Here is a 26,667-nt window from a genome sequence, read left to right as displayed (position 1 = left end):
ATAATATGGTTTTGTCGCTCCTTGAATATATCATCCTAAAGCTTAAAACAGTCTGAATTAAAAAATCTCGTTAAGTATAAATACTTAACGAGATTTTTTTTTAATCAATTTAAACTGGATACTATAATATTTTTAAAAAGATAGCTAAGCTTTTTTTCTACCAAACCAACCTCTCTTCTCTGGAGCTCCATAGTAGCCATATTTAGCACCATAACCAAAGTTAGATTGATCAACATCATTAACAACTAGCATCATACCATTAAGCTTATTATCAGCATGAATTTCTTTAGTAAAGTTTAAAATTTCTTTTTCAGTATAACCTGCTCTTGTTACGTAAAATGTATGCCCAGCATATTTGCTTATTAATAAGGTATCCGTAACAAGCATAGAAGGTGCTGTATCAACAATGACAAAGTCGTATTCGGCAGAAACTTTATCGAACAAATCTTTAACACGATCACTCATTAATAGTTCTGCAGGATTTGGAGGAATACTTCCTGAATACATAACATCAATATTAATATCATTTATAGTATGACTAGTAACAACATCATTTAACAGAGTTGATTTATCAGCAATAAACTCTGTTAATCCAAGTCCTTTAGATTCATTATTATTTTCAATACTTTTAATTTTTGTAAACAATTGAGGGTTTCTAATATCAGCACCAATAAGTAATACTCTTTTATTAGTACTAGCCAAAGTTAGTGCCATGTTCATACTAAAAAAAGACTTTCCTTCACCATTTATTGTTGAAGTTACAAACATCACATTTTTATAATTTTCAACTTCACGCCCCCTTCTTACAAAATCAAAATTAGTTCTTATAATCCTAAAAGATTCTGACAATACGGAGCGATCATTTCGTTCAACCAGGTTTTTGTCACTTTTAGACAATCGCGGAATTTCACCTAGAATCGAAATATTTTTTATCTCTCTGTGAACATCTTCTTTATTATGTATTTTTGTATCGAGAAGGTCACGACCATAAATAAATCCAAATGGAATTAAAAAACCTAAAAACAAAGCGCCTATATAAAGTATTTTTCCATTCACCGAAACTTCACCATAAGAATAGGCTTCATCAATAATTTTTAAATTTGGAGTTGTTGCTGTTAATGTAATGGCAGCTTCTTCACGTTTTTCTAATAAAAACAAATAAATTTGCTCTTTAATTCCTTGCTTTCTTTCAATTGATCGCAATTTACTTTCTTGGCCAGGAACTGCATAGATTTTTGAACTTAAACGTGTTGATTGCGTTTGAAGACTATTGATTTGTATTCCTAATGATTGTTTTGAGTTTTTAATACTACTATTTAAATTTTGCTTTATTCCTTTTAAGGTTTCGTTTAATTCAAGAACAATAGGGTTTCTTTCTCCAGCACTTTGCAATTTACTATTACGCTCTCTTAATAATTGATTATACTTCTCAGATAAAGTGTTTATAGCCCCATCACCAAGACCTAAATTAGAGGGGATTGGTGAGAACGAGTTATTATCACCTAATGATTCATCCATATAATTAAGTCTCCGTAATTGAGTTTTAGCGTTATCTATTTCTTGCTCATTTACCGTACTAGAAGCTAAAAACTGACCAGCTTCAGAAGCAACATCAGTAATTTTATTAACCGTTTTATATCGTACAATATTATTATCAACATTAACCAAATCATAAGTTATTGAATCTATCCTTTTCTCAATAAATTTAACAGTATTTTCCGATCTTATATTTTTCTTCTCTAAAGATGTTATATTATAAGTATCTATTAATGTATTAATTATATCAGTTGCTTTTTCAAGAACTGTATCTTCATAATATATAGACAATACCTTAGAAGATTTTGCTATTGGCGAAACAGAAACACTTCCGTTTAAATAAGTTGCTATATCCATTACAGGCGTAAACTGAACTCTAATTGTTGTTGTATATACACCTTGATAGCCTTCTCGTGGCATTAAAACCATATTTCCATAAGCTGTAGATATATTTTCACCAAATGTTATTTTTACAGGCTCATCATCTTCTAATTCCCTATAGTTAAACTCCGTGTCAGAAATAACATCAACAAAAAAATTAAAAGAAATATTATCAACAATTGAATCAGATACTATAAAGTTAACCGTAAATGGGTTCTTTTTATACAACTCATACTCATTAACTCTGCCAGAAGCGTAATATGAAATATTTAAGTTTAACTTTTTAACAATATCCTTCATGAAAGTTCTCGAAGTCATAACTTCTATTTCATCTTCTATTGCGGCAGTTTCATTTTCCGAAAAAAGAGATAATTCCTGTAAAGCATTCGCTCCGCCTGTACCATCATTATCATCTAGAATCATGATTTTAGCTGTAGCAGCATACTTAGGTATCGAGTAACGAATTTGAATATATGCCAAAACACAAAAAAACAATATGCTTATTACAAACCACATCCAATGCTTTGCGTATAATCCTATTGTCTTTTTTAAATTAAAATGTTCAGAACTTGAATTTTCTATATCAAATTTGTTTTCGTTTGAAATCATAAAAAAGGGCTAATTTCTAGTTACAAAAATAAGAGCTGTAGTTAATACAAATGATGAAATAGTAATAATGGTACTTATTCTAGTATCTCCAGAAGCAGCACTAATTCCTGAATTGTTAGGCTCTACGTAAACATAATCATTTTGAGTTAAATAATACACTGGAGAATTAAAAACTTCTTTATTCGTTATATCAACCCTTGTATATGTTTTAGATCCGTTAAAATCTCGAATAACTAAAATGTTATCTCTTCGACCTTTAATGGTTAAATCACCAGCCATTCCTAAAGCTTCTAAAATAGAAATACGCTCACCAGATACGGGATAAACACCAGGGCTATTTACAGCACCTGCTACAGTAACTCTAAAATTGGTAAAATTCATTATAATTACTGGATCTTTAAGCAATTGGCCGTCTTCAAATTTTTTCTTAAAAAGCTGCTTAGCTTCTTCTATAGTTAAACCAACTAATTTTACCTTTCCTAAAACAGGAAAATCAATATTTCCTTCAAAATCAATAACATATTGAATTAACTCACCAGCAGTTCCAGCTTCTATAACTACATTATATGGTTTAGTAACTGTTAAATCTAAAGTAGAAACATAAATAGTTAACATATCTCCTACTTTTAGCTTTGCTTGAAAAGTATCTGTATCAACTACAGTTTCAAAGTTTTTGGCATTTTGAAAATACACGACGTCTTTTTTTGTTTTACATGAAGTTAAACAAAGAATGATAATAGAAATTAGAGCAAAGTATGTTTTGCTATTGAAAATAGATGCGATCATTTTAAATAAATATTTTGGGGAAAATTATAAAATTTTAATTAAATTAACTATTAACATAGTTTTTATCTGTTTCAGAATTATTTAAACCTTTACTTTTCTTGTAAGTTTGAACACGTTTATCAAATCTTTCATAATCAGAATTATTCGATTTATATTCAGGAATTAAACGTTTCATTTTAAGAACTATATTATTATTCTGAAAACGATTTGTAATACAAAGCTCTTCTATTGAAGATTTAATTTTTTCGTAATCAAGTTCTCGAGTTCTACTTATTAAAATCTTTTTATGATATGTAGATAGTGTATTCTCACCATTTGCAAGTAACTCTTCATATAGCTTTTCTCCAGGTCTTAAACCCGTGATTTTAATATCAATATCTTCTGGGTATCTTAAGCCAGATAATTTAATCATATTTTTAGCTAAATCAAATATCTTAACAGATTCACCCATATCAAATATGAAGATCTCACCACCTTTTCCCATAGTCCCAGCCTCTAAAACTAATTGAGAAGCTTCAGGTATCGTCATAAAATACCTAGTAATTTTACTATCAGTAACAGTTAATGGACCACCTTGATCAATTTGCTTTTTAAATAATGGAATAACAGATCCGTTAGACCCTAATACGTTACCAAAACGAGTGGTAATAAACTTAGTCTTGCTTTCTTTTTGAAGACAAGAAATATACATTTCAGCCATTCGCTTAGTAGCTCCCATCACACTTGTTGGGTTTACCGCTTTATCTGTAGAGATAAAAACAAATTTCTTTACATTATATCGGGATGAAGTATCAGCTAATAGCTTTGTACCATTAACATTAATCTTTATCGCCTCGTATGGCGTTTTCTCCATTAATGGAACATGCTTATATGCTGCTGCATGAAAAACCATAGTTGGTTTGTGTTCTTGAAAAATACTATCCAATCTTAAACCATCACGAATATCCGCAACAATAGCTGTATAACTTCTTTTACCAGCTCGTTTTAAATCTTGTTCTATATCATATAAAGGAGATTCTGCCTGATCAACTAAAATTAAATGCTTTACATCAAATTCTGCTAATTGTCTAACCAACTCACTACCAATAGATCCTGCGGCACCTGTAACTAAAACAGTTTCACCATTAAATTCATTCAATAGATTAGGGTTGTTAATTTCAATTGGAGCACGGCCTAATAAATCTTCAATTTGAACTTGTTTTATTTGAGTCGAATTTAACTCACCATTAATCCAACTATCAATTGGTGGTACTTTTTTTATTTTTACATTAGCTGCAGATAAGTTATCCACTAAAGAAATCAATTTATTTGCACTTACGCCTTCAGAAGCAACAACAATTTCATCTATATTATTGTTTAAAGTAAACTCTGCTGTAATTTGTCTAAAAGACATAATTGGTACCCCGTCAATATTTTTGCCTTTCTTTTTTCTGTTATTATCAATAAAAGCAACAACTACATAGCTAGAAACGGTATTATTTACTAAAGCATTATAAGTAATAATCCCTTCATCCCCTGCGCCATAGATTAAAACACGCTTTGTAGCAAGTAACTTACACTTTAAGTGTTTAAACCCCATTTTAAAAACAAGCCTGCTTGCACTTAAAATAACAAAGCTAATAATAGCGTGAAAAACAATGATAGTACGAGGAATAGTGAAATTAGAAACTAATTGAAACTTATTATTAAAGAATACAAACACCCCCATTATTGTAGCAATTAAAAATACCGACTTACATAAATTAACAACATCGGTAAAGCCTGTGTGGCGAATAACACTTTTAAAAGATCCAACTACTAAAAAGCTTATAGCCGAAACTGTTAAAACAAAAGGTAATTGCAATGTAAATTGCTCAACATTAAATTTTAATGAAAAATTAAATCGAATAAAATAAGCTATAAAAAAAGCAGCCATAACTATCGATAAATCGATAGCCAAAACAAGCCATTTCGAGGCGTATTTCTGAGAGTAAATGGCGAAGTAGTTTTTAATCATAAGTTTGGGGTATTATTGATTATTTCTAAAATTCTATTTAAATCGTTACCAGTTAAATTAGATCCACTTGGCAAACATAGTCCTTTTTCAAAAAGATCTTGAGATGTTCCGTCTGTAAAATGTAAATAATCTTTAAAAACAGGTTGTTGGTGCATGGGTTTCCATAAAGGTCTAGATTCTATATCATCTTCTAATAAAGCTAATCTTATTTTTTCTCGAGTCTCATAAGAATCTGTTTTTATACAAGTAATCCATCTGTTAGAATAACTTCCAGACGGTTCCTCTAGGAATTCAATACTATTAAAAGAAGACAGATATTTCTTGTAAAACTCATAATTAGCACGTCTAGCTTCAACTCTATCATTTAAAACCTCCATTTGTCCACGACCTATTCCTGCTAAAACATTACTCATTCTATAATTATAACCCACATGTGAGTGCTGATAATGTGGTGCGTCATCTCTAGCCTGTGTAGACAAAAACACAGCTTTGTCTTTTAATGCTTTAGTTTTAGTTATTAAAGCACCACCACCAGAGGTTGTAATAATTTTATTTCCATTAAAAGATAATATTCCAAAATCAGAAAGTGTTCCACAAGCTTTATCATGATATTTACTTCCTAAAGCTTCAGCACTATCTTCTACTACTGGAATATCATATTTTTGAGCTATGGCATTTATTTCTTTTGCTTTAAATGGCATACCATATAAATGTACTGCAATAATAGCTTTGGGTTTTTTGTTTTTTTCTATTCTATCTAGAATAGCAATTTCAAGTAATTCTGGAGACATATTCCAAGTATCCTTTTCACTATCTATAAAAATAGGTATTGCTCCTAGATACATAATAGGATTGGCAGATGCCGAAAAAGTAAAACTTTGGCACAGTACTTCATCTCCTTTAGAAACTCCTATTAATTCTAAAGCCAAATGAATAGATGCGGTTCCAGAACTTAGAACTCCCACTTCATTAGTATTACCTAAATAAGATTTAATATCATCTTCAAAACCATTTACATTAGGTCCTAAAGGCGCAATCCAATTCGTATCAAAAGCATCGGCTACATACTTTTGTTCTGTTCCCCCCATGTGAGGTGAAGACAAATATATTTTAGTTTTTGTTAGCATTTACATTTACTTTAATAACATTTATCATGCCAGCTGTCTTTTTAACAACAGAATCAAATTAAATATTTATATAAAATTTACCTTTTTACCGATAAATTATCAAAATATTTAATAAAACACTAGCCTAATTTCTTTAATATCTAATACAATTTTTACTTTATAAACCTTAAATTCAACACTTTTGCGTTAAATTACTTTTGAGAGGGATCAAGTAATTTTATAAAACATATTAAATTAATTTGCTATTAATCAATTCAAATTATGCTCTTCTTAATGGTGTAAATTTACTAATTGTTTTCAAGTAGAAATGCTACTTTGGTTTTAATTCGCTAAAACTATTATAAAAATCGGTTAAATACAGTTAGCAGTTTAGTTCATGGTTAATCTTTGCGGATTGTCGATTAGAAAAAAAGGAATTCACCTAGTATTACTCATAAAACATACGTACATATACTTACAAAAAAGATAATTACATGCTTTTACCAATTCATTTAAAACACACCCAATTAAAAGATAATTAATCGGCTTTTTTCACATATTCATGGATTTCGTCGGAAAAAAACAACCTTAATATAATTTACTAAAATAGTTAAATATATTTTTCACATATTTGTTCATTAATTAAATTAAGGCAATTTTCACATGAATGCTAACTTAATCAAAACTTTAAAAGGAAAACACATTTTAGTTACAGGTGGAGCTGGATTTATAGGTTCCAATTTAATCGAAGTTTTGTTAAACAATAACATTAAAGTAACCTGTTTAGATAATTTTTCTACTGGAAAAAGAAAAAATATAGCCCCTTTTTTATCTAACCCAAATTTTAATCTTGTTGAAGGAGATATTAGAAAATTAGACGATTGCCATAAAGCATGTAATAATGTCGATTACGTGCTGCACGAAGCGGCATTAGGTTCTGTGCCTAGATCTATTAACGACCCTATTACAACAAACGATGTTAATGTATCTGGTTTTTTAAATATGCTAGTTGCTGCTAGAGATGCAAGTGTTACGCGGTTTGTTTATGCTGCTAGCTCATCTACCTATGGCGATCACGAAGCTTTACCGAAGGTGGAAGAAACTATCGGAAAACCACTTTCACCATACGCCATCACAAAATATGTTAACGAGTTATATGCCGATATCTTTCATACAACGTATAATTTAGATGTTGTAGGTCTTCGATATTTTAATGTTTTTGGAAAACGACAAGATCCAAATGGTGCTTATGCCGCAGTTATACCTAAATTTGTACAGCAATTTGTTAGTCACGAATCACCAATAATAAATGGAGATGGTAGCTATTCAAGAGATTTTACATATATAGACAATGTTGTTCAAATGAATTTAAGAGCTTTGACAACAACAAATAAAGAGGCGCTAAACACGGTTTATAACGTAGCTTATGGCGAACGTACAACACTAAAAGAATTAACGACGTTGCTAAAAACCTATTTATCAGAATTTGATAATAAAATAAAAAACGTTGAAATAAAACATAGAGATAATAGAGCTGGAGATATCCCCCACTCCCTTGCTTCTATTAATAAGGCAAAAACATTATTAGGCTATGCACCAGAATTCGATATTAAAACTGGCTTGAAAGAAGCGGTTTCTTGGTATTGGGAGAACTTATAAAACATTTGCAAATTATTACATAAAATGAAAAATATAAAAATTGCGGTTATCGGTTTGGGATATGTTGGACTGCCATTAGCTAGGTTGTTTGCTACAAAATTTAATGTAGTCGGTTTTGATATCAATGATAAACGAATAAACGAATTACAAGAAGGGAATGATACAACCTTAGAAGTTGAGCCAGAGTTATTGAAATCTGTTTTAAAAACAACTAATAGCAACAAAAATGGCTTATTTTTTTCTTCAACTTTAAGTGATATTAAAGATTGTAATTATTACGTCGTTACTGTTCCTACCCCTATAGATAAAAATAACAGACCAGATTTAACACCACTTTACAAATCGAGTGAATCCGTTGCTAAAGTTCTAAAAAAAGGAGACATTGTTATTTACGAATCAACCGTATATCCAGGTGTTACAGAAGATGAATGTGTTCCTGTCTTAGAAAAAATTAGTGGTCTTAAATTTAACAAAGACTTTTTCGCAGGCTATTCTCCAGAACGTATCAATCCTGGCGATAAACTACATACCGTAGATAAAATACTAAAAGTAACAGCTGGGTCTACGCCCGAAATAGGAAAAAAAGTGAATGCCCTTTATGCTAGTGTTATTACTGCAGGTACACACCTCGCTCCTACTATTAAAGTGGCCGAAGCTGCAAAAGTGATAGAAAATTCGCAACGCGATATTAACATTGCTTTTGTAAATGAATTAGCCAAAATATTCAATTTAATGGATATTGATACCCATGCTGTTTTAGAAGCAGCAGGAACTAAATGGAACTTTCTACCTTTTAAGCCTGGCCTAGTTGGTGGACACTGTATTGGTGTAGATCCTTACTATTTAGCTCAAAAAGCTCAAGAAGTAGGTTATCATCCAGAAATTATTTTAGCTGGTCGCCGAGTTAACGATGGCATGGGGCAATATGTAGCCTCAGAAATTGTAAAACTAATGGTGAAGAATGATATCCGCATCAAAGGCGCTAAGGTTTTAAACTTAGGGATTACGTTTAAAGAAAACTGTCCAGATGTAAGAAATACGAAAACTGTAGATGTTATCAACGAATTAAAGAGTTACCAAACAGATATTACCATTTACGATCCTTGGGCGAATCCTGCAGAAGTAAAACATGAATATGGCTTAGAAACTGTTAAGAAATTACCAGAAGGTAAGTTTGATCTTATTATACTTACGGTGGCTCATAAAGAATTTTCACAAAAAAAGTGGAATCACTTATTAAAACCAAATGGGGTTTTATATGATGTAAAAGGGATTTTGAAAGAAAAAGTTAGTGGAAGATTGTAAGTTATCTAAACAATATTTAATATGAAAATTTTAGTAACAGGAACAGCAGGATTTATTGGATATCACGTGTCTAAAAAATTAGTTGAAGCTGGGCACCAAGTAGTAGGAATAGACAATGTTAATGATTATTATGATGTTAATTTAAAATATGCGAGATTAAAAGAACTCGGTATCTCTAGAGAACCCGCTGGAGTTTTCAACAAACCAGTTTTAAGTAATAATAATGCTTATAATTTCAAATTTATTAGAGTTAATTTAGAAGATCAAATTGAATTACCAAAAATTTTTGATTCAGAAAAATTTGATATTGTTTGTAATTTGGCAGCACAAGCTGGTGTGCGATACAGCATAGAGAATCCAATGGTTTACATAAACAGTAATATTGTAGGCTTTATTAATCTATTAGAATGTTGCAGAAATAATAGTATTAAACACTTAGTTTATGCTAGTAGCTCTAGCGTATATGGGTTAAATGAAAAAGTACCATTTGAAACACAAGATAAGGTTGATTCACCTATAAGTCTTTATGCTGCTTCAAAAAAATCGAATGAACTTATGGCACATACGTATAGTCATTTATTTAATTTCCCTACTACAGGGATAAGGTTTTTTACCGTTTATGGGCCATGGGGTCGGCCAGATATGGCCATGTCTCTGTTTACCAATGCAATAGTTAATAACCAACCTATTAAAGTATTTAATAATGGTAATATGGAAAGAGATTTTACATATATTGATGACATTGTTAATGGCGTGATTAAAATTATTGAAAAACCAGTAAAAAACAGACTTTATAAAATATACAATATAGGAAATAACAACTCCGTGAAATTATTAGACTTCATTAAAGAAATTGAGTTTAATTTAAATACAGTAGCTCAAAAAGATCTGCTACCCATGCAGCCAGGGGATGTTGAGCGAACTTGGGCAAATGTAGACGACTTAATAAAAGATTATGACTACAAACCTAACACCTCTATTAAAACAGGAGTTAAGGGATTTATAGATTGGTATAAATCTTTTTACAAATAAAATAAAACATTTTGAGTCAATTAAAAAAAAGGGACTATACATGGACAAAGATTGGAATAGCTTCTTAAAACCCAATGGAATTTTATACGATTTTAAAGGGGTTTTGAAAGACAAAGTTAACGGAAGATTCTAATAATTATATTTACATATCTGAATTAGATGAATAGCACTAATCTACATTTTAATAAAATTGGCGAGTTAAGCAAACTAAGAGGCCTTGTTACATTGGCCGTTGTAATTTTTCATAGTAGTTAACATTTGGTATTTTTTAACTTTAAAAAACATTATTTTGAGTCAAATAAAAAAAGGAGCTTTACTCAATTACATCAACATTTTTTTAACAAATGTAATTGGTCTTTTACTAACCCCCTTTATTATTTTAAAGCTAGGTAATAGCGAATTTGGGCTATATACTCTTATAGGTTCTTTAGTCGGTTATATTTCTGTACTAGACCTAGGTCTAAATAATACTATTGTCCGGTTTGTTTCAAAGTACAGAGCTACAAAAGACAATAAAGGTGAACAAAATTTCTTAGCAACTACAATGCTAATTTATATATTAATAGCAATATTAGTTATTATAGTTGGAGTGATATGTTATATAAACATTGAAAATATTTTTTCAAAATCTTTAACACCCGAAGAAATTATTAAAGCAAAAATAATGTTTGCAATTTTAATTTTCAATTTAGCTATTTCATTACCTGGAGGTTCTTTTAATGGGATTTGTTTTGGATTAGAAGAGTTTGTTTTTCCTAAAATAGTAAATATTATTAGGTATATCTTAAGGACGATCATGATAGTCGCAATTTTATCAATTGGAGGAAAAGCAATTTCTATGGTAATCATAGATACTTTATTTAATATCATAATTATTGGTATTAATGCCTTTTATGTATTCAAAAAACTTAAAGTAAAATTTAAATTACACTATTTAGACAAAAATTTGATTAAAGAAATATTTGGTTATTCGCTTTGGATTTTTATCGCTGCATTAGTGTCCCAGTTTCAATGGAAAGCGGGGCAAATGGTATTAGGTATAATAGCAAATACAACAGTTGTAGCTGTTTTTGGTGTTGGAATCATGTTAGGCACTTATTATGGTGCTTTTTCTAGTGCTATTTCCGGTGTGTTTTTACCTAGAGCAACCCAAATGGCCGTTGGGAAGGCTACGGGTGAAGAACTCACTGATATGATGATCAAAATAGGAAGAATCTCCTTTATTGTTCTATTATATATTCTAGGTGCATTTACAATATATGGACAACAATTTGTATTATTATGGGTAGGTGAAACTTATTATGATTCATGGATTATTGCTCTAATTATTATGATAGCGTATACCCCTCCTCTAGTACAAGCTTTTGGTCAATCCATATTGGAAGCAAAAAATAAAATGTCATTTAAAGTTATTTTATATCTAATTTGTATTGGATTAGGAACATTACTAGGAGCATATATAGCGAAAGAATATGGAGGGATTGGTATGATTGCAGGGTCTACTATTGGGTGGATAATAGGTCAAAATATTCTAAATATATACTATCATAAAGTAATAAATATTAATATTTTACGCTTTTTTAAAGAATTAGCTCAAAAAACAATACCAGTGTTTGCTATTATACTACTTATAGGATACCTAATTAATATGATCCCTGGGAACGGTTGGATTAATTTTTTTATAAAAGCGGCCATCTATTCTGTAATATATGTTCTACTCATGTATAGATTCGGAATGATAAATTATGAAAAAGAGTTAATAACGAAACCAATTAACAAATTGTTTAAAAAACAACTTTTGTAGTTTAAAATTATTAAGATGAATATTATATCTGTTATTATACCAACATATAAACGTAGTGTTAGATTACCTCTTGCTATTAATAGTGTATTAAATCAAACCTATACGCCTATTGAAATTATAGTGGTAGACGATAATCATAACGATGATTATAAAATAGAAACGAGAAAGATACTAGAGCCCTATATAGCTGAAAATAAAATTATTTATATCTCTCATAATTCAAATCAAGGGGGCTGTGTAGCAAGAAATACCGGAGCTTTTGCTGCAAAAGGGGATTACATTGCATTCTTAGATGATGATGATTTTTATGAACCAACAAAACTAGAAGAACAAATTATTTTTTTAAATCAAAATATATCACTTGATGCTTGTATGTGTTCTATGTTCAGAATAGACGAAAATAATCAACAAATAGTATCTAGAGAGAATATAGCTCGAGGTGAAACTTTAAAAGAAACTATCAAAGATGGTAATCTGTTTACTTCTATGCTTTTAATTAAAAAAGAGGTTTTCATTAAATTGAAAGGCTTCTCAGACATACCAAGATTCCAAGACAAATATTTTCATTTAAAATTTTTAGACAAAGGTTATAAAATAGGTGTTTTAGACAAACAACTACTAACGTTAGTAGAACATAAGGAATATAGAATTTCGTCGGCATCTGCCAATAAAGTAATTCTTTCACTTAATAAAATACATGAATTTGTAAAAAACAAAAAAAATCTATTCACAAAAAACGAATGGAAAAATATTAAATTCGAGTACTTATATGCCAAAATTTTCACTAGAACTCAAGGTAATTTGAACGACAGATTTAAATCTATTTATAATACTTTACAAGCCATTCTTTTTACAAATAATTACTTAGTTTTAATAAAACTTATTTTAAGAGCATTATTACCTAAGTATTTATTTAAGCAATAAAAGTCTTTAAAAATGAAAATTCTATATATAACCAATCAAATTTGTGGAGCTGCCGGTTTAGAACGCGTCTTATCAATTAAGGCTCGCTTATTGGCAGAATCATATAATTACGAGGTACACATATTAACTCTAAACCAAGGAAAAGTAGATCTGTTTTACGATTTTGGAACAGCCATAACATATCACGATGTGCCGGTTGCTGGTAACCCATTAACCTATATAAAACAATACTCAAAGCAACTAAAAACAAAAGTAAATCAAATAAAACCAGATGTTATTTGTGTTTGTGACGATGGTTTAAAAGCGTTTTTTTTACCTTTTATTTTAAATAAGCCATGCCCTATGGTTTATGAGCGCCATGTATCAAAAGAAATTGAAAACACCAATGATAGCTTCAACCTGCTAAGTTGGTTTAAAAATAAATTAACCTACAAACTCATGTATTGGGGTGGTAAACAATACGATAAATTCATTGTGTTAACAGATGGTAATTTAAAAGAATGGCCATTAAAAAATACCATGGTTATAAATAACCCCTTGCCTTTCAAAGAAAATGTAATTAAAAGCTCCCTAGATAAAAAAATTGTATTAGCAGTTGGTAGGCAAAGTTACCAAAAAGGCTATGACAGATTATTATTAGCTTGGCAAGATGTTATTAAATCCAATCCCGATTGGGAACTGCACATATACGGAAAAAAAGATCCTGCTTTAAATCTAGAAAAATTAGTAACAGATTATAATATAAACTCCTCTGTTAAATTTTATAATCCAATAAAAAATATTAGCGGAGTATATCAAAAAGCATCTGTTTTCGTGCTATCATCACGTTTTGAAGGATTTGGGATGGTGCTCACAGAAGCTATGCTACATGGTGTACCATGTGTGTCTTTTGATTGTCCCTATGGCCCCTCAGACATCATAGATCATAATAAAAATGGGGTATTAATAGATAACGGAAATGTAAAAGATTTTTCAATAGGCATATCAAAACTTATCAACGATGAAAATTTAAGAAAAACAATGGGAAATCAAGCGGTAAATAAAGCGCTAAACTTTAGTTCTGATATTATACTTAAACAATGGAATAACCTTTTTCAATCTTTACAGTCATGAAAAGTATTTTATTAATAATGCCTTATGGTAGTGTAGGTGGTATGGAACGCTTAGCTCTACATTTTTATAATTATTATAAAAATCAAGGCTACCAAGTAAAAGCTTTGAAATTTATCGCACTTGAATCTGATATTATTAATTTTAATGAAGATGAATTCACATTAAGCAATAAAGATTTATCTGAATTATCGGCCTTTAAAAGACTCTATTTTTATATAACAGGACCGCTTAAATTACGCCAAATCATAAAAAAAAATGATATAACGCACAGCATTGCTTTTGGAGATATGGCTAATATTTTTTCAGCCTTAACATATACTTCAGAGTTTAAAGTAGGCAGTATACATGCTCTTAAAAGTGTGGAGCTTAATAGTACTAGTTTTTTCACAAAAATCACAAAAACCGCCTATAGAACGATTTATAAAAAGTTAAACAAAGTCGTTTGTATTAGCACAGCTATAAAAAAGGACTTATTATTAAATTGTAATTACAAGTTTCCAAAAAATTTAAAAGTTATCTATAATCCGCATGATATATACAGTATTGAAAATTTATCAAAAGAGCCGTTAGATAACGAAAAGGAAAAAAACATCTTTAAACGTCAAACAATAATATTCATAGGCAGGTTATCAAATCAAAAGTCTCCTTGGCATTTAATAAACGCATTTAATCATATATTAAACAAAAATAAAGAAGTAAATCTTGTTTTTATCGGAGATGGAGATCAGCAAGTCGTGAACTATATTAAAAATCTAATTAAAACATACAATATAGATGATAAAATATACTTTTTAGGAAGAAAATCGAACCCGTATAAATATTTAAAACAAGCTACTGTTTTAGCTCTGTCTTCGCATTATGAAGGAACACCTAATGTTATTGTTGAGGCGATAGCATTAGGTACACCAGTTGTTAGCTCGAACTGTACTCAGGGTATTTTGGAGTTGATGAGTGTAAAAAATCAAATACAGAATAAAGGTAATACTATAACGGAATCAGGTATCATTACTCCAAACTTATATAAGGGAGCTCTAGGATTTCCTTCTTCTAATAAAATTAGTAAAGAGGAATTATATTTTTCTGATGCACTTTTAAAAATTCTAGAAGATCCTGATTTCAAAATAATTTTAAATTTAAATAAAGAACAATTATTGAAAAAATTTGACATAGAAATAACTGCTAATAATTATTTAAAAAATTAATTCTAGTTTTCAATGAAAAAATTCCTAATTAATATAATTCTATTTCTTTTTCTAATTTTACTAATTTGCGTGTCCTCTGACTATTTTATAACAAAAGGACTTAAGAAAAGTGAGTCCTTTACTTTCGTCGATTGGAATAGAATTTATGATGGTAAAATAGACGCAGATATAATTATAAATGGCAATAGTAAAGCATGGCACCACATTTCCCCGAAAGTAGTCGATAGTTTATTGAATTGTAACTCTTACAATTTAGGTATTGATGGTTATGATTTTTTTATGCAAAAAGCAAAATACGATCTTTATTTAAAACATAATTCACACCCAAATATTATTATACAAGTAGTAGGTATCAATACATTAAAAATGAGAGATGATTTGTTCCAAAAAGAACAGTTTATTCCATACCTTTCTGATACAATCATTAAGAATGCAACATTAAAATATGATGGGCTTGATTTTTTTGATTACAATCTTCCTCTTTTGCGATATAAGACTAATTCACATTTGTTAGCCGATAGTTTTGTTTCCCTAATAGAATTCGGCAATTTATTTAAAGACAAATATAAATATAAAGGCTATGAAGCCTATGATAAAGTATGGGATACTTCTTTTGATGTTTTTAAAAAATCATATCCAAATGGCCGTAAATATAAAATCAATAAAGAATCTTTGAAATTATTTGATAATTATTTACGAGAAGAAAAACAAAAAGGCACTTTTTTAGTTATCGTTTTTTCTCCGACATACATAGAATCTCAAAAATATGTAAATAACAGAACCGAATTAATCGATACCTATAAAAAATTTTCAAAAAAATACGATATCCCTTTTTTCGATTATTCTTCAAACGCATTAACTACGGACAAAATCAATTTTTACAATTCCCAACATTTAAATAAAAAAGGAGCAGAATTATTTTCTATAATTCTATGTGCTGATTTAAATAAAATTTTAAATAAACAAAAATAATATGTTATTTAATTCTTTCGAATATCTAATTTTCTTGCCAATAGTGTTTTTACTATATTGGTTTGTTTTTAATCATAAATTAAAATGGCAAAACTTTTTATTGTTGATTGTGAGCTATTATTTTTATGGCCTATGGGATTGGAGATTTCTATCATTAATCATATTTAGCTCATTTATCGATTATTTTTGTGGCTTAGCGATATACCAAGCTAATGAGAAAAAAGTTCAAAAACGATGGCTATCGGTTAGCATGTTCTTTAACCTAGGATTTTTGGGAGTTTTTAAATATTATAATTTTTTCGCTCAAGAATTTTCTGAGGCTTGTTCAGGCCTAGGTTTTCAAATAGACAATCTAACCTTAAATATCATTTTACCAGTAGGTATAAGTTTTTATACCTTTCAGACAATGAGTTATACTATTGACGTTTATCGTAAACAATTAAAACCAACTAACGACATAATATCTTTTTTTGCCTTTGTAAGCTTTTTTCCTCAACTAGTTGCGGGCCCTATAGAACGAGCAACAAATTTATTACCTCAGTTTTATACAAAACGAACTTTTGACTATAAGAAAGCTACTGATGGTTTACGGCAAATTTTATGGGGGCTATTCAAAAAAATTGTTGTTGCTGACAACTGTGCTATTATTGTAAACCAAGTATTTGATAATCAACATGGTTATTCCGCTAGTGCATTAGTGATTGCTGCTATTTTTTTTGCTTTTCAAATATATGGTGACTTCTCAGGTTATTCTGATATAGCCATTGGTACATCTCGTTTATTAGGTTTTAACCTTATGCAAAACTTTGCTTTCCCTTATTTTTCTAGAGATATTGCTGAATTTTGGAGACGTTGGCACATATCATTATCAACCTGGTTTAGGGATTATCTATACATACCTTTAGGTGGCAGTCGTGGTGGAACATGGATAAAACTAAAAAACACATGTATAATTTTTTTAGTTAGCGGATTTTGGCATGGCGCCAATTGGACTTTTTTAGTTTGGGGATTACTTAATGCCTTATACATATTACCCTTATTACTAAGAAATAAAAATAGAAATAATTTAAATGTGGTAGCAGAAGGTTCTCTTTTTATTTCTTTTAAAGAGGCCTTTCAAATCTTGCTAACCTTTTCTTTAACAGTTATAGCCTGGGTCTTTTTTAGAGCAGACTCTCTAAACCAAGCTATAACATATATCTTTGGCATGTTTTCTAAATCAATATTTTCTTTCCCAAATATTGATACAAGACCTATCATCTTTATTATACTGCTAATTGTTATAGAATGGTTACAGCGACACAAAAAACATGGCTTAGAATTAAATACTTTAAAAATTAAAAAATTGTATAGATGGAGTATATATCTTTTTTTAATTATACTTATATTTTGGTTTGGCGCTGAAAAGCAAGAGTTTATATACTTTCAATTTTAATTTCAATTTTAACATGAAAACATATTTAATAAATTGTATTAAATTTTTACTTTTTTTCTTTGGTGTTTTAATTTTAGGTTTAATGCTTCCTAATAAAAACACCCCAAGATCTATTGACTATAGTATATTACAAAAACACAAAATACTAGACTCAATAAAAATGCCAAAAATTATTTTGACAGGAGGTTCTAATGTATTATTTGGTTTTAATAGTAAAATAATAGCTGATAGTTTAAAAATGCCTGTTGTCAATCATGCAATACACGCGGGTTATGGACTTAAATATATTTTAGATGATGTTTCTAAATTTGTAAAATCAGGTGATGTAATTATTTTGTCTCCAGAATATTCTCATTTTCTAGACGATAATCGATTAGGTAGTGAACCTATTTTATTTTCTCTGACAGCTGAACCAAAAAACATTCAATTATTATCAATAAAACAACTACTTCATATAGCACCATTTATACCTAAATTTTCTTTTGATAAAATGAAATCATTTGCCCATAGCTCTTTTGTCAACAATAAAAACACAAAAAAGGTGAATATATATAGTGAATTTGCTATTAACAAATACGGAGATAATCACACTCATTGGAATTTAAAAAGACAAAGTTTTAAACCTTATAAATTTATTGGTACCTTTAATACGAAATCACTGGAGCTCATTGAAAGGTTTGAAAATAAAATAACTAAAAAAGGAGCAACACTATTTATTACATATCCAAGTTTATGTAAATCTAGCTATTTGCTTAATATATCGTGTTTAAATATAATTAAAAAACAATTAGAAGATTCTACATTTAAAATATTGGGTAAGCAGGATGACTTTATTTTTACAGATGATTATTTTTTTGACACCCCTTATCATTTAACAAAAAAAGGAGCAATTAAAAGGACTAAATTGTTAATAAAATTAATATGATAGACTTTATTCCATTAGAAGATTACACCTACTATTATTATCAATTCATTTTTGTTATTTGTATTATAACCTATATACATACACTCGCTCTAAAAGGTTATGAAAAAAGAGTTTTTATATACAACAATTATTTCTCTATTTTTTTATTACTTTCTATAGTTCCATATATGGGTTTACGTCCTATAAGTGGTAAGTATTTTACTGATATGGCAACGTATGCGCAAACATTTCAGCAGTTTCAAAATGGAATGCAAATTAACCCAAATGGGGATGTAGGTTTTGAATTGTTTTTAAAAGTTTGTTCTACTTTAATGTCCGTTGAACTCTTTTTCTTACTATGTGCGTGTATCTATATCATACCATTATTTCTAGCTGTAAAAAAGTGGTTCCCAAATTACTATTTTTTTGCCTTTTTACTATTAATAGAATCATTTTCTTTTTGGACGTATGGTACTAACGGAATTAGAAATGGCATGGCTACTTCTTTATTTATTTTAGCTTTGTCATACCTTAGAAAAAACCATGTTAAAATGGTTAGCTTCTTAATTATTTCTGTTATGTTTCATAAAAGTATGTTATTACCAATTGGAGCATTAATTACAACTTTTTTTATTAGAGATACAACAAAATACTTCATGTTTTGGGCCCTTAGCATTGTTTTATCTTTAACTATGGGCGCCTTTTGGGTTCAATTGTTCGCGACAATGGGGTTCGGAGATGATAGGCTGGCAGGTTATTTAACAGCTCAAGCAGATTCTAGCCAATTTAGCTCTACTGGGTTCCGTTTTGATTTTTTAATATACAGTGCTGCACCATTGTTTCTTGCGTACTTCTATGTTATAAAAAAAGGGTTTAATGATATAATCTATAATCATATCCTACATACATATATAATAGCCAATGCCTTTTGGATTATGGTGATACGAGCAAATTTCTCTAATCGATTTGCATATTTATCATGGTTCTTAATGGCTTTAGTAGTAGGCTATCCCTTATTTAAAGAAGTGTTTTGGGAAAATCAATTTAAAAAAATAGGTGTTATTTTGATACTTTATTACAGTTTTACTTATTTTATGTTTTATTATTATGAATTCCGTTAAAAAAAAAATATGCTAGTATCCATTATTGTTCCTGTATACAATGTACAAGACTATTTAAAAAAATGTTTAGACAGTTTGTTTGATCAAAATTTAAAGATTGAAGAATATGAAGTTATCGCCGTAAATGATGGTTCAACAGACAATAGTCTAAAGGTTTTAGAAGAGTTAAAGGCTGTCTACCCTTCTATTAACATTATAACCCAAAAAAACCAAGGTTTAAGTGGGGCTCGAAACACTGGTATCAATGCTGCCCTAGGCCAATATATATTATTTGTAGATTCAGATGATTATATTTTAAAAAACACTTTAGAAGAAATAACTAAAACCGCACTAGAAAATGATTTAGATATTTTAGAGTTTGGTGCAGAAGGAATATCAGAAATTGAAGAAATAGTTTATGTGTGTAAAAACACTACCTACAACAAAGTTATAACCGGAGAACGTTATTTAGCAACTATAGACTATATGAGTTCTGCATGTAATAAATTATATAGAAGGTCTTTTTTAAATGACAACAAGTTAAAATTTATGCAAGGTGTTTATATTGAGGATATTGAGTTTAATACGCGAGCCGTTTTTAAAGCAGATAAAATTCAAGCTATAGATATTGTGATTGCTCATTTTTTACAACGCAACGGTTCCATCACTAGAACTAAAAACATAGAGAAAACTAAAAAAATGATCTATGATATTCATACTGTCTTATCATCTATAAATAGTTTTAATGAAACTGAAATTACACCGAATTCTATCGCATTTACTTCTGTCAAACAAACAACTTGTGCTCTTGTTACAACTATGTTAATCAGGGTGCTAACTGGGATTAACGATTACAAAATAAAACAAGATATTTTTTTAAAACTTAAAAAGCAGGACTTATACCCTATACCTTATAAAACAAAAGATAAAAATAAAGAAAAGTTTAGATGGTTTGCCAACCAAAACAAACTCTTTTCTTTAATATGTAAACTGTACTGCATAAAAAATAATTAATATGAGATCTAATACTGTTGCTGTTTTAATATTAGCACATCATAACGTCAAACAACTAAATATATTAATTAATATTCTAAAGCCAGATTTTGATGTTTATGTTCAAATTGATAAAAAATCAAATCTTAATATAGAAGACCTACCAAATGCTTCAAATATCTATTGCTATAAAGAAATTGAAGTTTACTGGGGGCATGTAAGCCAAGTTTATAATATGAAATATATTTTAGAGAAAGCTTTTAAAAAAGGTTATCAAAGATATTGTATTATTAGTGGTGATGATTTACCTATAAAAAGTAATTCAGAAATAAATTCATTTTTTCAAATACATAAAGAAGAAATTTTTATGTATGCTAACCCCTTGCCTATAAAAACATGGGGATTTAATCAAGGTTTCGACAGGTTGGATAGGTATTGGTTTATGCGAAATAATAAAAGGCGAGTTGTTAAAGCACTAAGTCGCCTAACACTAATATTTCAACGATTTTTAGGTATAAAAAGGACAAGGTTCCCTTTAAATTATTTTGCTGGGTCTAATTGGCTAAACCTAACACATGAAAGTTTAGTTTATATATTCAATTTTTTAAAGGAACAGCCTTCTTTCTTAGAAAAATTAAAATATTCTAGAGCTACAGACGAAATATGGGTTCAATCGATTATTATGAATTCACCATTAAAAGTTAAAGTAATTAATAATGATCTACGATATATAGATTGGACTACGGGCCCTGATTACCCAAGGATTTTAAACGAAAGTGATATAAAAAAAATTAATTTATCAAAAGCATTATTCGCCAGGAAATTTAAATTAAATGAAAATGACAAAACCACATTTCACCAAATTAAAACCTTATATCAAAAAGAAAGATAAATTAGCCTTAAATAAAAAAAGGTTTAATTGAATTAAACCTTTTTTTATACACTATCCTAAAAAGTGTGTAAATCTAAAATTTCAGGGTTAACTTATTTATAGCTTAATCTTGTTTTTAGATATAGTTAAAAATTTATTTAGAAGAACTCAACAGTTTCTGAGGGGAATCGTACATTTTTCGTGCTTTATCTAAGTGCTAAAACCACCGATTTCATAACGATATCATCCGTTGGAAATTCGGGTTTGTTTTTTGCATATTTTCTTATTTTTCCGTTTAAGTTTTAAATAAGATTTGTGATATAAATAATGGCTCTTATTTCAACAGGAAAATCAAAAAAAATACGGTAAGTCCACCCCAATTATTTCACCAACTTCTAATAGCATTTAATTCCCATTTAATATTGAAGTCATTTAAAGCAGTTTTAGCAGTTTATTTTGTTGGTGCTGTATAATTGCTTCATGTCACGGGTAAACTTCATTTTTATCCTTCCAAACTAAGTAACGACATGAGTTTCCTATTTGATGTACTACATAGATTTATATGATTGAGTTAATGAATATGATTTTTATTGCGTATGAAAAAAACATTTAAGTTATCAATTACTGTCATTAAAACATCTTGGGTTCCTATAGCTTTTATATCGGTTAAAACACTCATTCAAAAAGCTAAAGATTCGATTTTTTTACCTAACCACACCCCTAGGGCTTCTCTTTTAACGTCATTACTGAGTCAAACTTCGATACAAATGGTTTTGTTAATGACCTTGAAATTCTCTCTTACCTTAAGTCACCCAAACAATTAGGTAGGTGCCTTAAAATGGTCTGTTTTTCTAATCAATAATAGCTTCAGTAACATTTGTAATCCTTGACATAGTAGATGTAGAGATGTTAAAATCGTAGAGTTCTCATATTTATTCTTCAATATCGCTGTTACTCATCTCTATGGCATAAAGTGATATAATAATGTTTTTCATACCTTCTGTGGTAATTCTCTTTTTTTTACAATTAGAGGATTAAAACAACTGTTGTGGTTTCTTGGAACTTGTATTTCTGTCTCGCCTAGAGTTGACTTTTAACTTCATTTTTGTATAGCCATTTCCCAGATTATTTTCTTTACTATTTTAAGGTTTCTCTTAATCCAAATGAGCGTCTAACTCACCTCCATGAATCTTTCAATATCACGCTTGCGCAATTGTTCTAAAAACGGAATCGATTCTGATTCAGACTTAAATTACTTTAAAAAGTCTTCTTGTTTGATAAATATGTAAAATAAAAAAAATCTCAGATTATTTTTTAACCTGAGATTTTAAAACTTGCACAGTTTATTAGATAATGCCTTTTTTTATTTATTCTTATATCAGTCTAATTAATTCTATTGTTATCAATATCCTTAAAATCAAGTGCACTATCCAATGTAAAACCCGTTCGAATTAAATTACTTTTAGAAACTTCAACATTTGGAGTGTTTTTAATATAACTGTTATATTTTTGCTTAGATTCAAAAGAACACTCCGTAAAAATTAGAGTACCCACGTTATCAACATTATACAATTCTATAGGTTTTCTTTCGGAAATTATGGTTTGTTTTTTAAAATATAAATTTTTAATCTTTACATTAGCTATCGCAATCCCTATACTCCATACCTCTCTTCCATCAGTAATAGAGTTATCTTCAAAATGAAAGTCCTCAGTTTCTTTTATCTGAATCCCATATTCATAATCACTAATAATATTCCTTGATACTATTCCATTTTTACCAAAGGTAATTACACCAACCCTAAATCCTTTAATAGAATTACCTTCAACCTTATTATTTTCCGAAAGTTGAGTAGGAATTCCATTTTTAGAAATAATCCAATTTCCAGTTGTTATAGCAGCCGACAACCTGTTTTCCTTACTAGCTACAAAGGTGTTATTTAAAAATTCTGCATTGGTACTATAAGAAGCAAAGAAGCCATTGTCCGAAATGTTATTCTGCATTACTACATTTTTGCCTGAATAATCAATAATACTAGCTACATTATTATTTTCAAATGAACATCCTGTAATAGTAATGTTTTCAGCTTTTTCAAAGTCAATCGAATCACCATTAGCGGCATAACCTCGAAAAGCTTCTATATCAATACCTACTCTTGGAGCAACACCCGCTGAACTAATAATTTTAGATCCTTTAGAATCATAAATATTTTCTCCCTGCCCCGCATTCTTTATTATACAATTATCTATTGTTAAATACTCTCCATCGCTGATAGTTATGTTGTTCCTTCTTGAATCAGACAATATACTGTTTTTTAATACAATATTTTGATTGAATCTTTTATTTGATAATGAGTACCTGAATCCATTTGTAGAACCAAATATAAATGCATCTCCAGTTGAATCTACTATATTGAGACCATCAACAGTTACATTCGCGCTACCAGCGACTGTTATCAATCCCGGCCACTCATGAGTCGACCTAGAGATCCCTACTTCATCAATTATATCTGAATAATCATGTGTATATCTATCCCCATGAATATTCCCTCCGGTAATTACTACGTTATCTCTTTCATATATACTAACAAAAACACCTTTAGGCCAATGATTAGGTTGTAAACGTAAATGAGTGTCGTCTGTCATTTCTAAATGAAAATCAGAAGGTAAATGAATGGCTATATCATTATAACCTTTAGCATCCTTCCATCCATAATCAAGATGAAAATACGCATCCATTTCATTAATTACAAAAATATCAATACCATATTCTTTGACTAAATCTATTGTTGATTGGAGTATATTTCTATTATTTAAAGCAACTTCATCTGAAACAACACCTTCTACAATACCCCACCTCTTAGGGTCAAAAGTAAAAGCAGCATTTCTTAAAGATGGCTTAGTTCCAGTAACCGTAAGAGTATTACCTAATAAATCCCCATCAATTGAAGAGCCTTCAGAAAAATTAAGCGTACCATTAATAATTTCTCCACCTTCTTCTATCAAAGTAACGTTTTCTGGTAAATTAAAAGTTTCACCCTGTAAATCTAAAACACAATTAATAATGACTGTAGAATTTTGATCAATATCATCTAAATTAAAATCGCAAGGTTCATCTACATTTGCAACGTTTAAACCTTCATCTTCATTACTTTCATCCTCCACTATTGCAACGGGTTCTTCATACAATTCCTCATTGTTACAAGACAACGTACCCAATACACTCATTCCAATTAATGTGACTAACATCAAATTCTTTAATTTCTTCATAGTTAAAATTTCAAAATATTCAACACAACAATAATATCTATATTTATCGACTAAAAACATGTTTTTTCGATAAACAGCTTATTCTGAGTAGATTGAATTCGATTAAACGCTTTTTTTATCGTTAAAATACATTATGTTACAATATTTTTGTTATACTTCTAATAATTACGAGGCTAAGTGCGATTTGGACTATAAAAAATTTTATTAATCGCGAAAATAACCATGATATATTTAAACACCCTTGATTGTTAATAACTTTTTAAAACTTAAAAGCATATCTTGTAGGAATTTAAACATTTGTTAATCAATTAATTACGATTTTATTCGGTTTTGATAAAAATTAAATAACAATATGTTATGCACAATATTAATGATATTAATATTACATTTTTAATTTAAAAAAAAGGAAACCTAAATGTTAAGCAAACATTAAGTTTTATATATTTGTTAGGATTTATAACTACTTATCGATTAATGAAAAAAAAAATAATTAGAATTTCAACGGTTCCAATGTCTCTAAGTGGCCTTTTAACTGGCCAGTTAAAATACATGACTAATTATTTTGAAGTTGTAGGCATCTCATCTAAAGGAGGTGATAAATTACAAAATGTTTCCGATCAAGAAAACATTAGAACTATTCCTGTAGAGCTAAAAAGACAAATTTCACCTATTAATGATTTAATTACGGTTTGGAAACTTTATAAAGTTTTAAAAAAAGAAAAACCTTTTATTGTTCATTCTATTACACCTAAAGCTGGGTTATTAGCAATGATAGCTTCTAAATTCGCAGGCGTACCACATAGATTACATACATTTACGGGTCTAATATTTCCAACAAAACACGGGTTTATAAAAAGACTACTCATTTCTACAGATAAAATTTTATGTAGTTGTGCCACTCAAATATACCCTGAAGGAGAAGGAATTAAAAACGATTTGATTAATTATAAAATCACTTCTAAACCATTAAAAATAATTGCTAATGGTAATGTAAATGGTATAAATATAAATCACTATAACTCGAATAATTTCGATGAGAATTTTATTTCAAACTTAAAAAAGGAATTTAGTATTTCTGAAAAAGATTATGTGTTTGTATTTATTGGTAGATTAGTAAAAGACAAAGGCATAAACGAACTAATATCTGCTTTTAATGAACTTAATTCGAATCTTGAAAACACCAAGCTTCTATTGGTTGGAGATTATGAACATGATTTAGACCCTCTTAAAAAGAAAACTTTAAATATTATTAAAACAAATAAAAATATCATTTCTACAGGGTGGGTAGAAGATGTAAGACCTTATTTTAAAATATCCAACCTTTTGGTTTTTCCTAGTTATAGAGAAGGATTTCCTAATGTTGTAATGCAAGCTGGCGCTATGGGACTTGCTAGTATTGTAACAGATATTAATGGTGCTAACGAAATTATTATCCCTAATAAAAATGGAATAATAATACCTTCAATGAACAAAGACAAATTAAAACAAGCCATGCTTAGTTTTTACAATAATGAAATAATAATAAACTCTAAAACATGTAGAGAATTAATAGTGAATCGTTATGAGCAAAGCATATTATGGAAAGCTCAACTGAATGAATATAACTCACTGAAATAATAAATACATGCTTTCGAGACTGAAACACCTAAATGTATACTTAAAGGATTCGAAC

General features: G+C 29.3%; 19 protein-coding genes. 14 read left to right on the top strand and 5 right to left on the bottom strand.

Going from position 1 to position 26,667, the window contains the following annotated elements; translation table 11 throughout:
* Window positions 1–144: 144 nt before the first annotated feature.
* Genes GQR97_RS15425 through GQR97_RS15410 form a run of 4 tightly spaced genes read right to left on the bottom strand, consistent with a single transcriptional unit; the run spans window position 145 to window position 6,435 of the window.
* The gene (locus GQR97_RS15425) at window positions 145–2,526 is read right to left on the bottom strand and encodes a GumC family protein (RefSeq protein WP_158849992.1); all 2,382 of its coding nucleotides are present in this window, start codon (window positions 2,524–2,526) and stop codon (window positions 145–147) included.
* Window positions 2,527–2,535: 9 nt separating this feature from the next.
* Window positions 2,536–3,312: a polysaccharide biosynthesis/export family protein gene (locus GQR97_RS15420; protein WP_158849990.1), complete on the bottom strand. Its 777-nt coding sequence runs from the start codon at window positions 3,310–3,312 to the stop codon at window positions 2,536–2,538.
* 43 nt (window positions 3,313–3,355) lie between these two features.
* Window positions 3,356–5,308, bottom strand: a complete 1,953-nt coding sequence (locus GQR97_RS15415; RefSeq protein WP_158849988.1) for a polysaccharide biosynthesis protein — start codon at window positions 5,306–5,308, stop codon at window positions 3,356–3,358.
* On the bottom strand, window positions 5,305–6,435 hold the full coding sequence (locus GQR97_RS15410) for an aminotransferase class V-fold PLP-dependent enzyme (protein WP_158849986.1): 1,131 nt from the start codon (window positions 6,433–6,435) through the stop codon (window positions 5,305–5,307). The genes GQR97_RS15415 and GQR97_RS15410 overlap by 4 nt, the downstream gene beginning before the upstream one ends.
* Window positions 6,436–7,077: 642 nt before the next feature.
* Between GQR97_RS15410 and GQR97_RS15405 the strand changes: the two genes are divergently transcribed.
* From GQR97_RS15405 to GQR97_RS15345, 13 genes are all read left to right on the top strand, one after another.
* Entirely contained in the window at window positions 7,078–8,073 is a 996-nt protein-coding gene (locus GQR97_RS15405) for an SDR family oxidoreductase (RefSeq protein ID WP_158849984.1), read from the top strand.
* 24 nt (window positions 8,074–8,097) lie between these two features.
* The gene (locus tag GQR97_RS15400; RefSeq protein ID WP_158849982.1) at window positions 8,098–9,378 is read left to right on the top strand and encodes a nucleotide sugar dehydrogenase; all 1,281 of its coding nucleotides are present in this window, start codon (window positions 8,098–8,100) and stop codon (window positions 9,376–9,378) included.
* 21 nt (window positions 9,379–9,399) lie between these two features.
* Complete coding sequence (locus GQR97_RS15395) at window positions 9,400–10,410, top strand: NAD-dependent epimerase (protein WP_158849973.1); 1,011 nt, start codon at window positions 9,400–9,402, stop codon at window positions 10,408–10,410.
* 289 nt (window positions 10,411–10,699) lie between these two features.
* Complete coding sequence (locus tag GQR97_RS15390; RefSeq protein WP_158849971.1) at window positions 10,700–12,214, top strand: lipopolysaccharide biosynthesis protein; 1,515 nt, start codon at window positions 10,700–10,702, stop codon at window positions 12,212–12,214.
* A gap of 15 nt (window positions 12,215–12,229) precedes the next feature.
* Complete coding sequence (locus GQR97_RS15385) at window positions 12,230–13,138, top strand: glycosyltransferase family 2 protein (RefSeq protein WP_158849969.1); 909 nt, start codon at window positions 12,230–12,232, stop codon at window positions 13,136–13,138.
* A 12-nt stretch (window positions 13,139–13,150) separates the two neighbouring features.
* Window positions 13,151–14,251 (top strand): glycosyltransferase family 4 protein, encoded by a 1,101-nt coding sequence (locus tag GQR97_RS15380; RefSeq protein WP_158849967.1) that lies wholly within the window; start codon window positions 13,151–13,153, stop codon window positions 14,249–14,251.
* Entirely contained in the window at window positions 14,248–15,453 is a 1,206-nt protein-coding gene (locus GQR97_RS15375) for a glycosyltransferase (protein WP_158849965.1), read from the top strand. Before GQR97_RS15380 ends, GQR97_RS15375 begins: the two co-directional genes overlap by 4 nt.
* A 279-nt stretch (window positions 15,454–15,732) precedes the next feature.
* Window positions 15,733–16,425: a hypothetical protein gene (locus GQR97_RS15370; RefSeq protein ID WP_158849963.1), complete on the top strand. Its 693-nt coding sequence runs from the start codon at window positions 15,733–15,735 to the stop codon at window positions 16,423–16,425.
* 1 nt (window position 16,426) lies between these two features.
* Window positions 16,427–17,860: an MBOAT family O-acyltransferase gene (locus GQR97_RS15365; protein ID WP_158849961.1), complete on the top strand. Its 1,434-nt coding sequence runs from the start codon at window positions 16,427–16,429 to the stop codon at window positions 17,858–17,860.
* 13 nt (window positions 17,861–17,873) lie between these two features.
* Window positions 17,874–18,785, top strand: coding sequence for a hypothetical protein (locus GQR97_RS15360; RefSeq protein WP_158849959.1), 912 nt, complete (start codon window positions 17,874–17,876; stop codon window positions 18,783–18,785).
* Window positions 18,782–19,885: an EpsG family protein gene (locus GQR97_RS15355; RefSeq protein WP_158849957.1), complete on the top strand. Its 1,104-nt coding sequence runs from the start codon at window positions 18,782–18,784 to the stop codon at window positions 19,883–19,885. Before GQR97_RS15360 ends, GQR97_RS15355 begins: the two co-directional genes overlap by 4 nt.
* Window positions 19,886–19,960: 75 nt before the next feature.
* Window positions 19,961–20,878, top strand: coding sequence for a glycosyltransferase (locus GQR97_RS15350; protein WP_233267552.1), 918 nt, complete (start codon window positions 19,961–19,963; stop codon window positions 20,876–20,878).
* 1 nt (window position 20,879) lies between these two features.
* A complete protein-coding gene (locus GQR97_RS15345; RefSeq protein WP_158849953.1) occupies window positions 20,880–21,749 on the top strand; it encodes a beta-1,6-N-acetylglucosaminyltransferase in 870 nt (289 codons plus the stop codon).
* Window positions 21,750–23,111: 1,362 nt separating this feature from the next.
* Here GQR97_RS15345 and GQR97_RS15340 read toward each other — a convergent pair.
* Window positions 23,112–24,995, bottom strand: a complete 1,884-nt coding sequence (locus tag GQR97_RS15340; protein WP_233267551.1) for a right-handed parallel beta-helix repeat-containing protein — start codon at window positions 24,993–24,995, stop codon at window positions 23,112–23,114.
* Between the two features lie 474 nt (window positions 24,996–25,469).
* On the opposite strand from GQR97_RS15340, the gene GQR97_RS15335 reads away from it, so the two are divergent.
* Window positions 25,470–26,612, top strand: a complete 1,143-nt coding sequence (locus GQR97_RS15335; protein WP_158849949.1) for a glycosyltransferase family 4 protein — start codon at window positions 25,470–25,472, stop codon at window positions 26,610–26,612.
* Window positions 26,613–26,667: the final 55 nt, after the last annotated feature.

This window comes from Algibacter sp. L1A34, assembly GCF_009796805.1.
Taxonomy (GTDB): domain Bacteria; phylum Bacteroidota; class Bacteroidia; order Flavobacteriales; family Flavobacteriaceae; genus Algibacter.
This window is presented reverse-complemented; position numbering and strand designations above follow the sequence as displayed.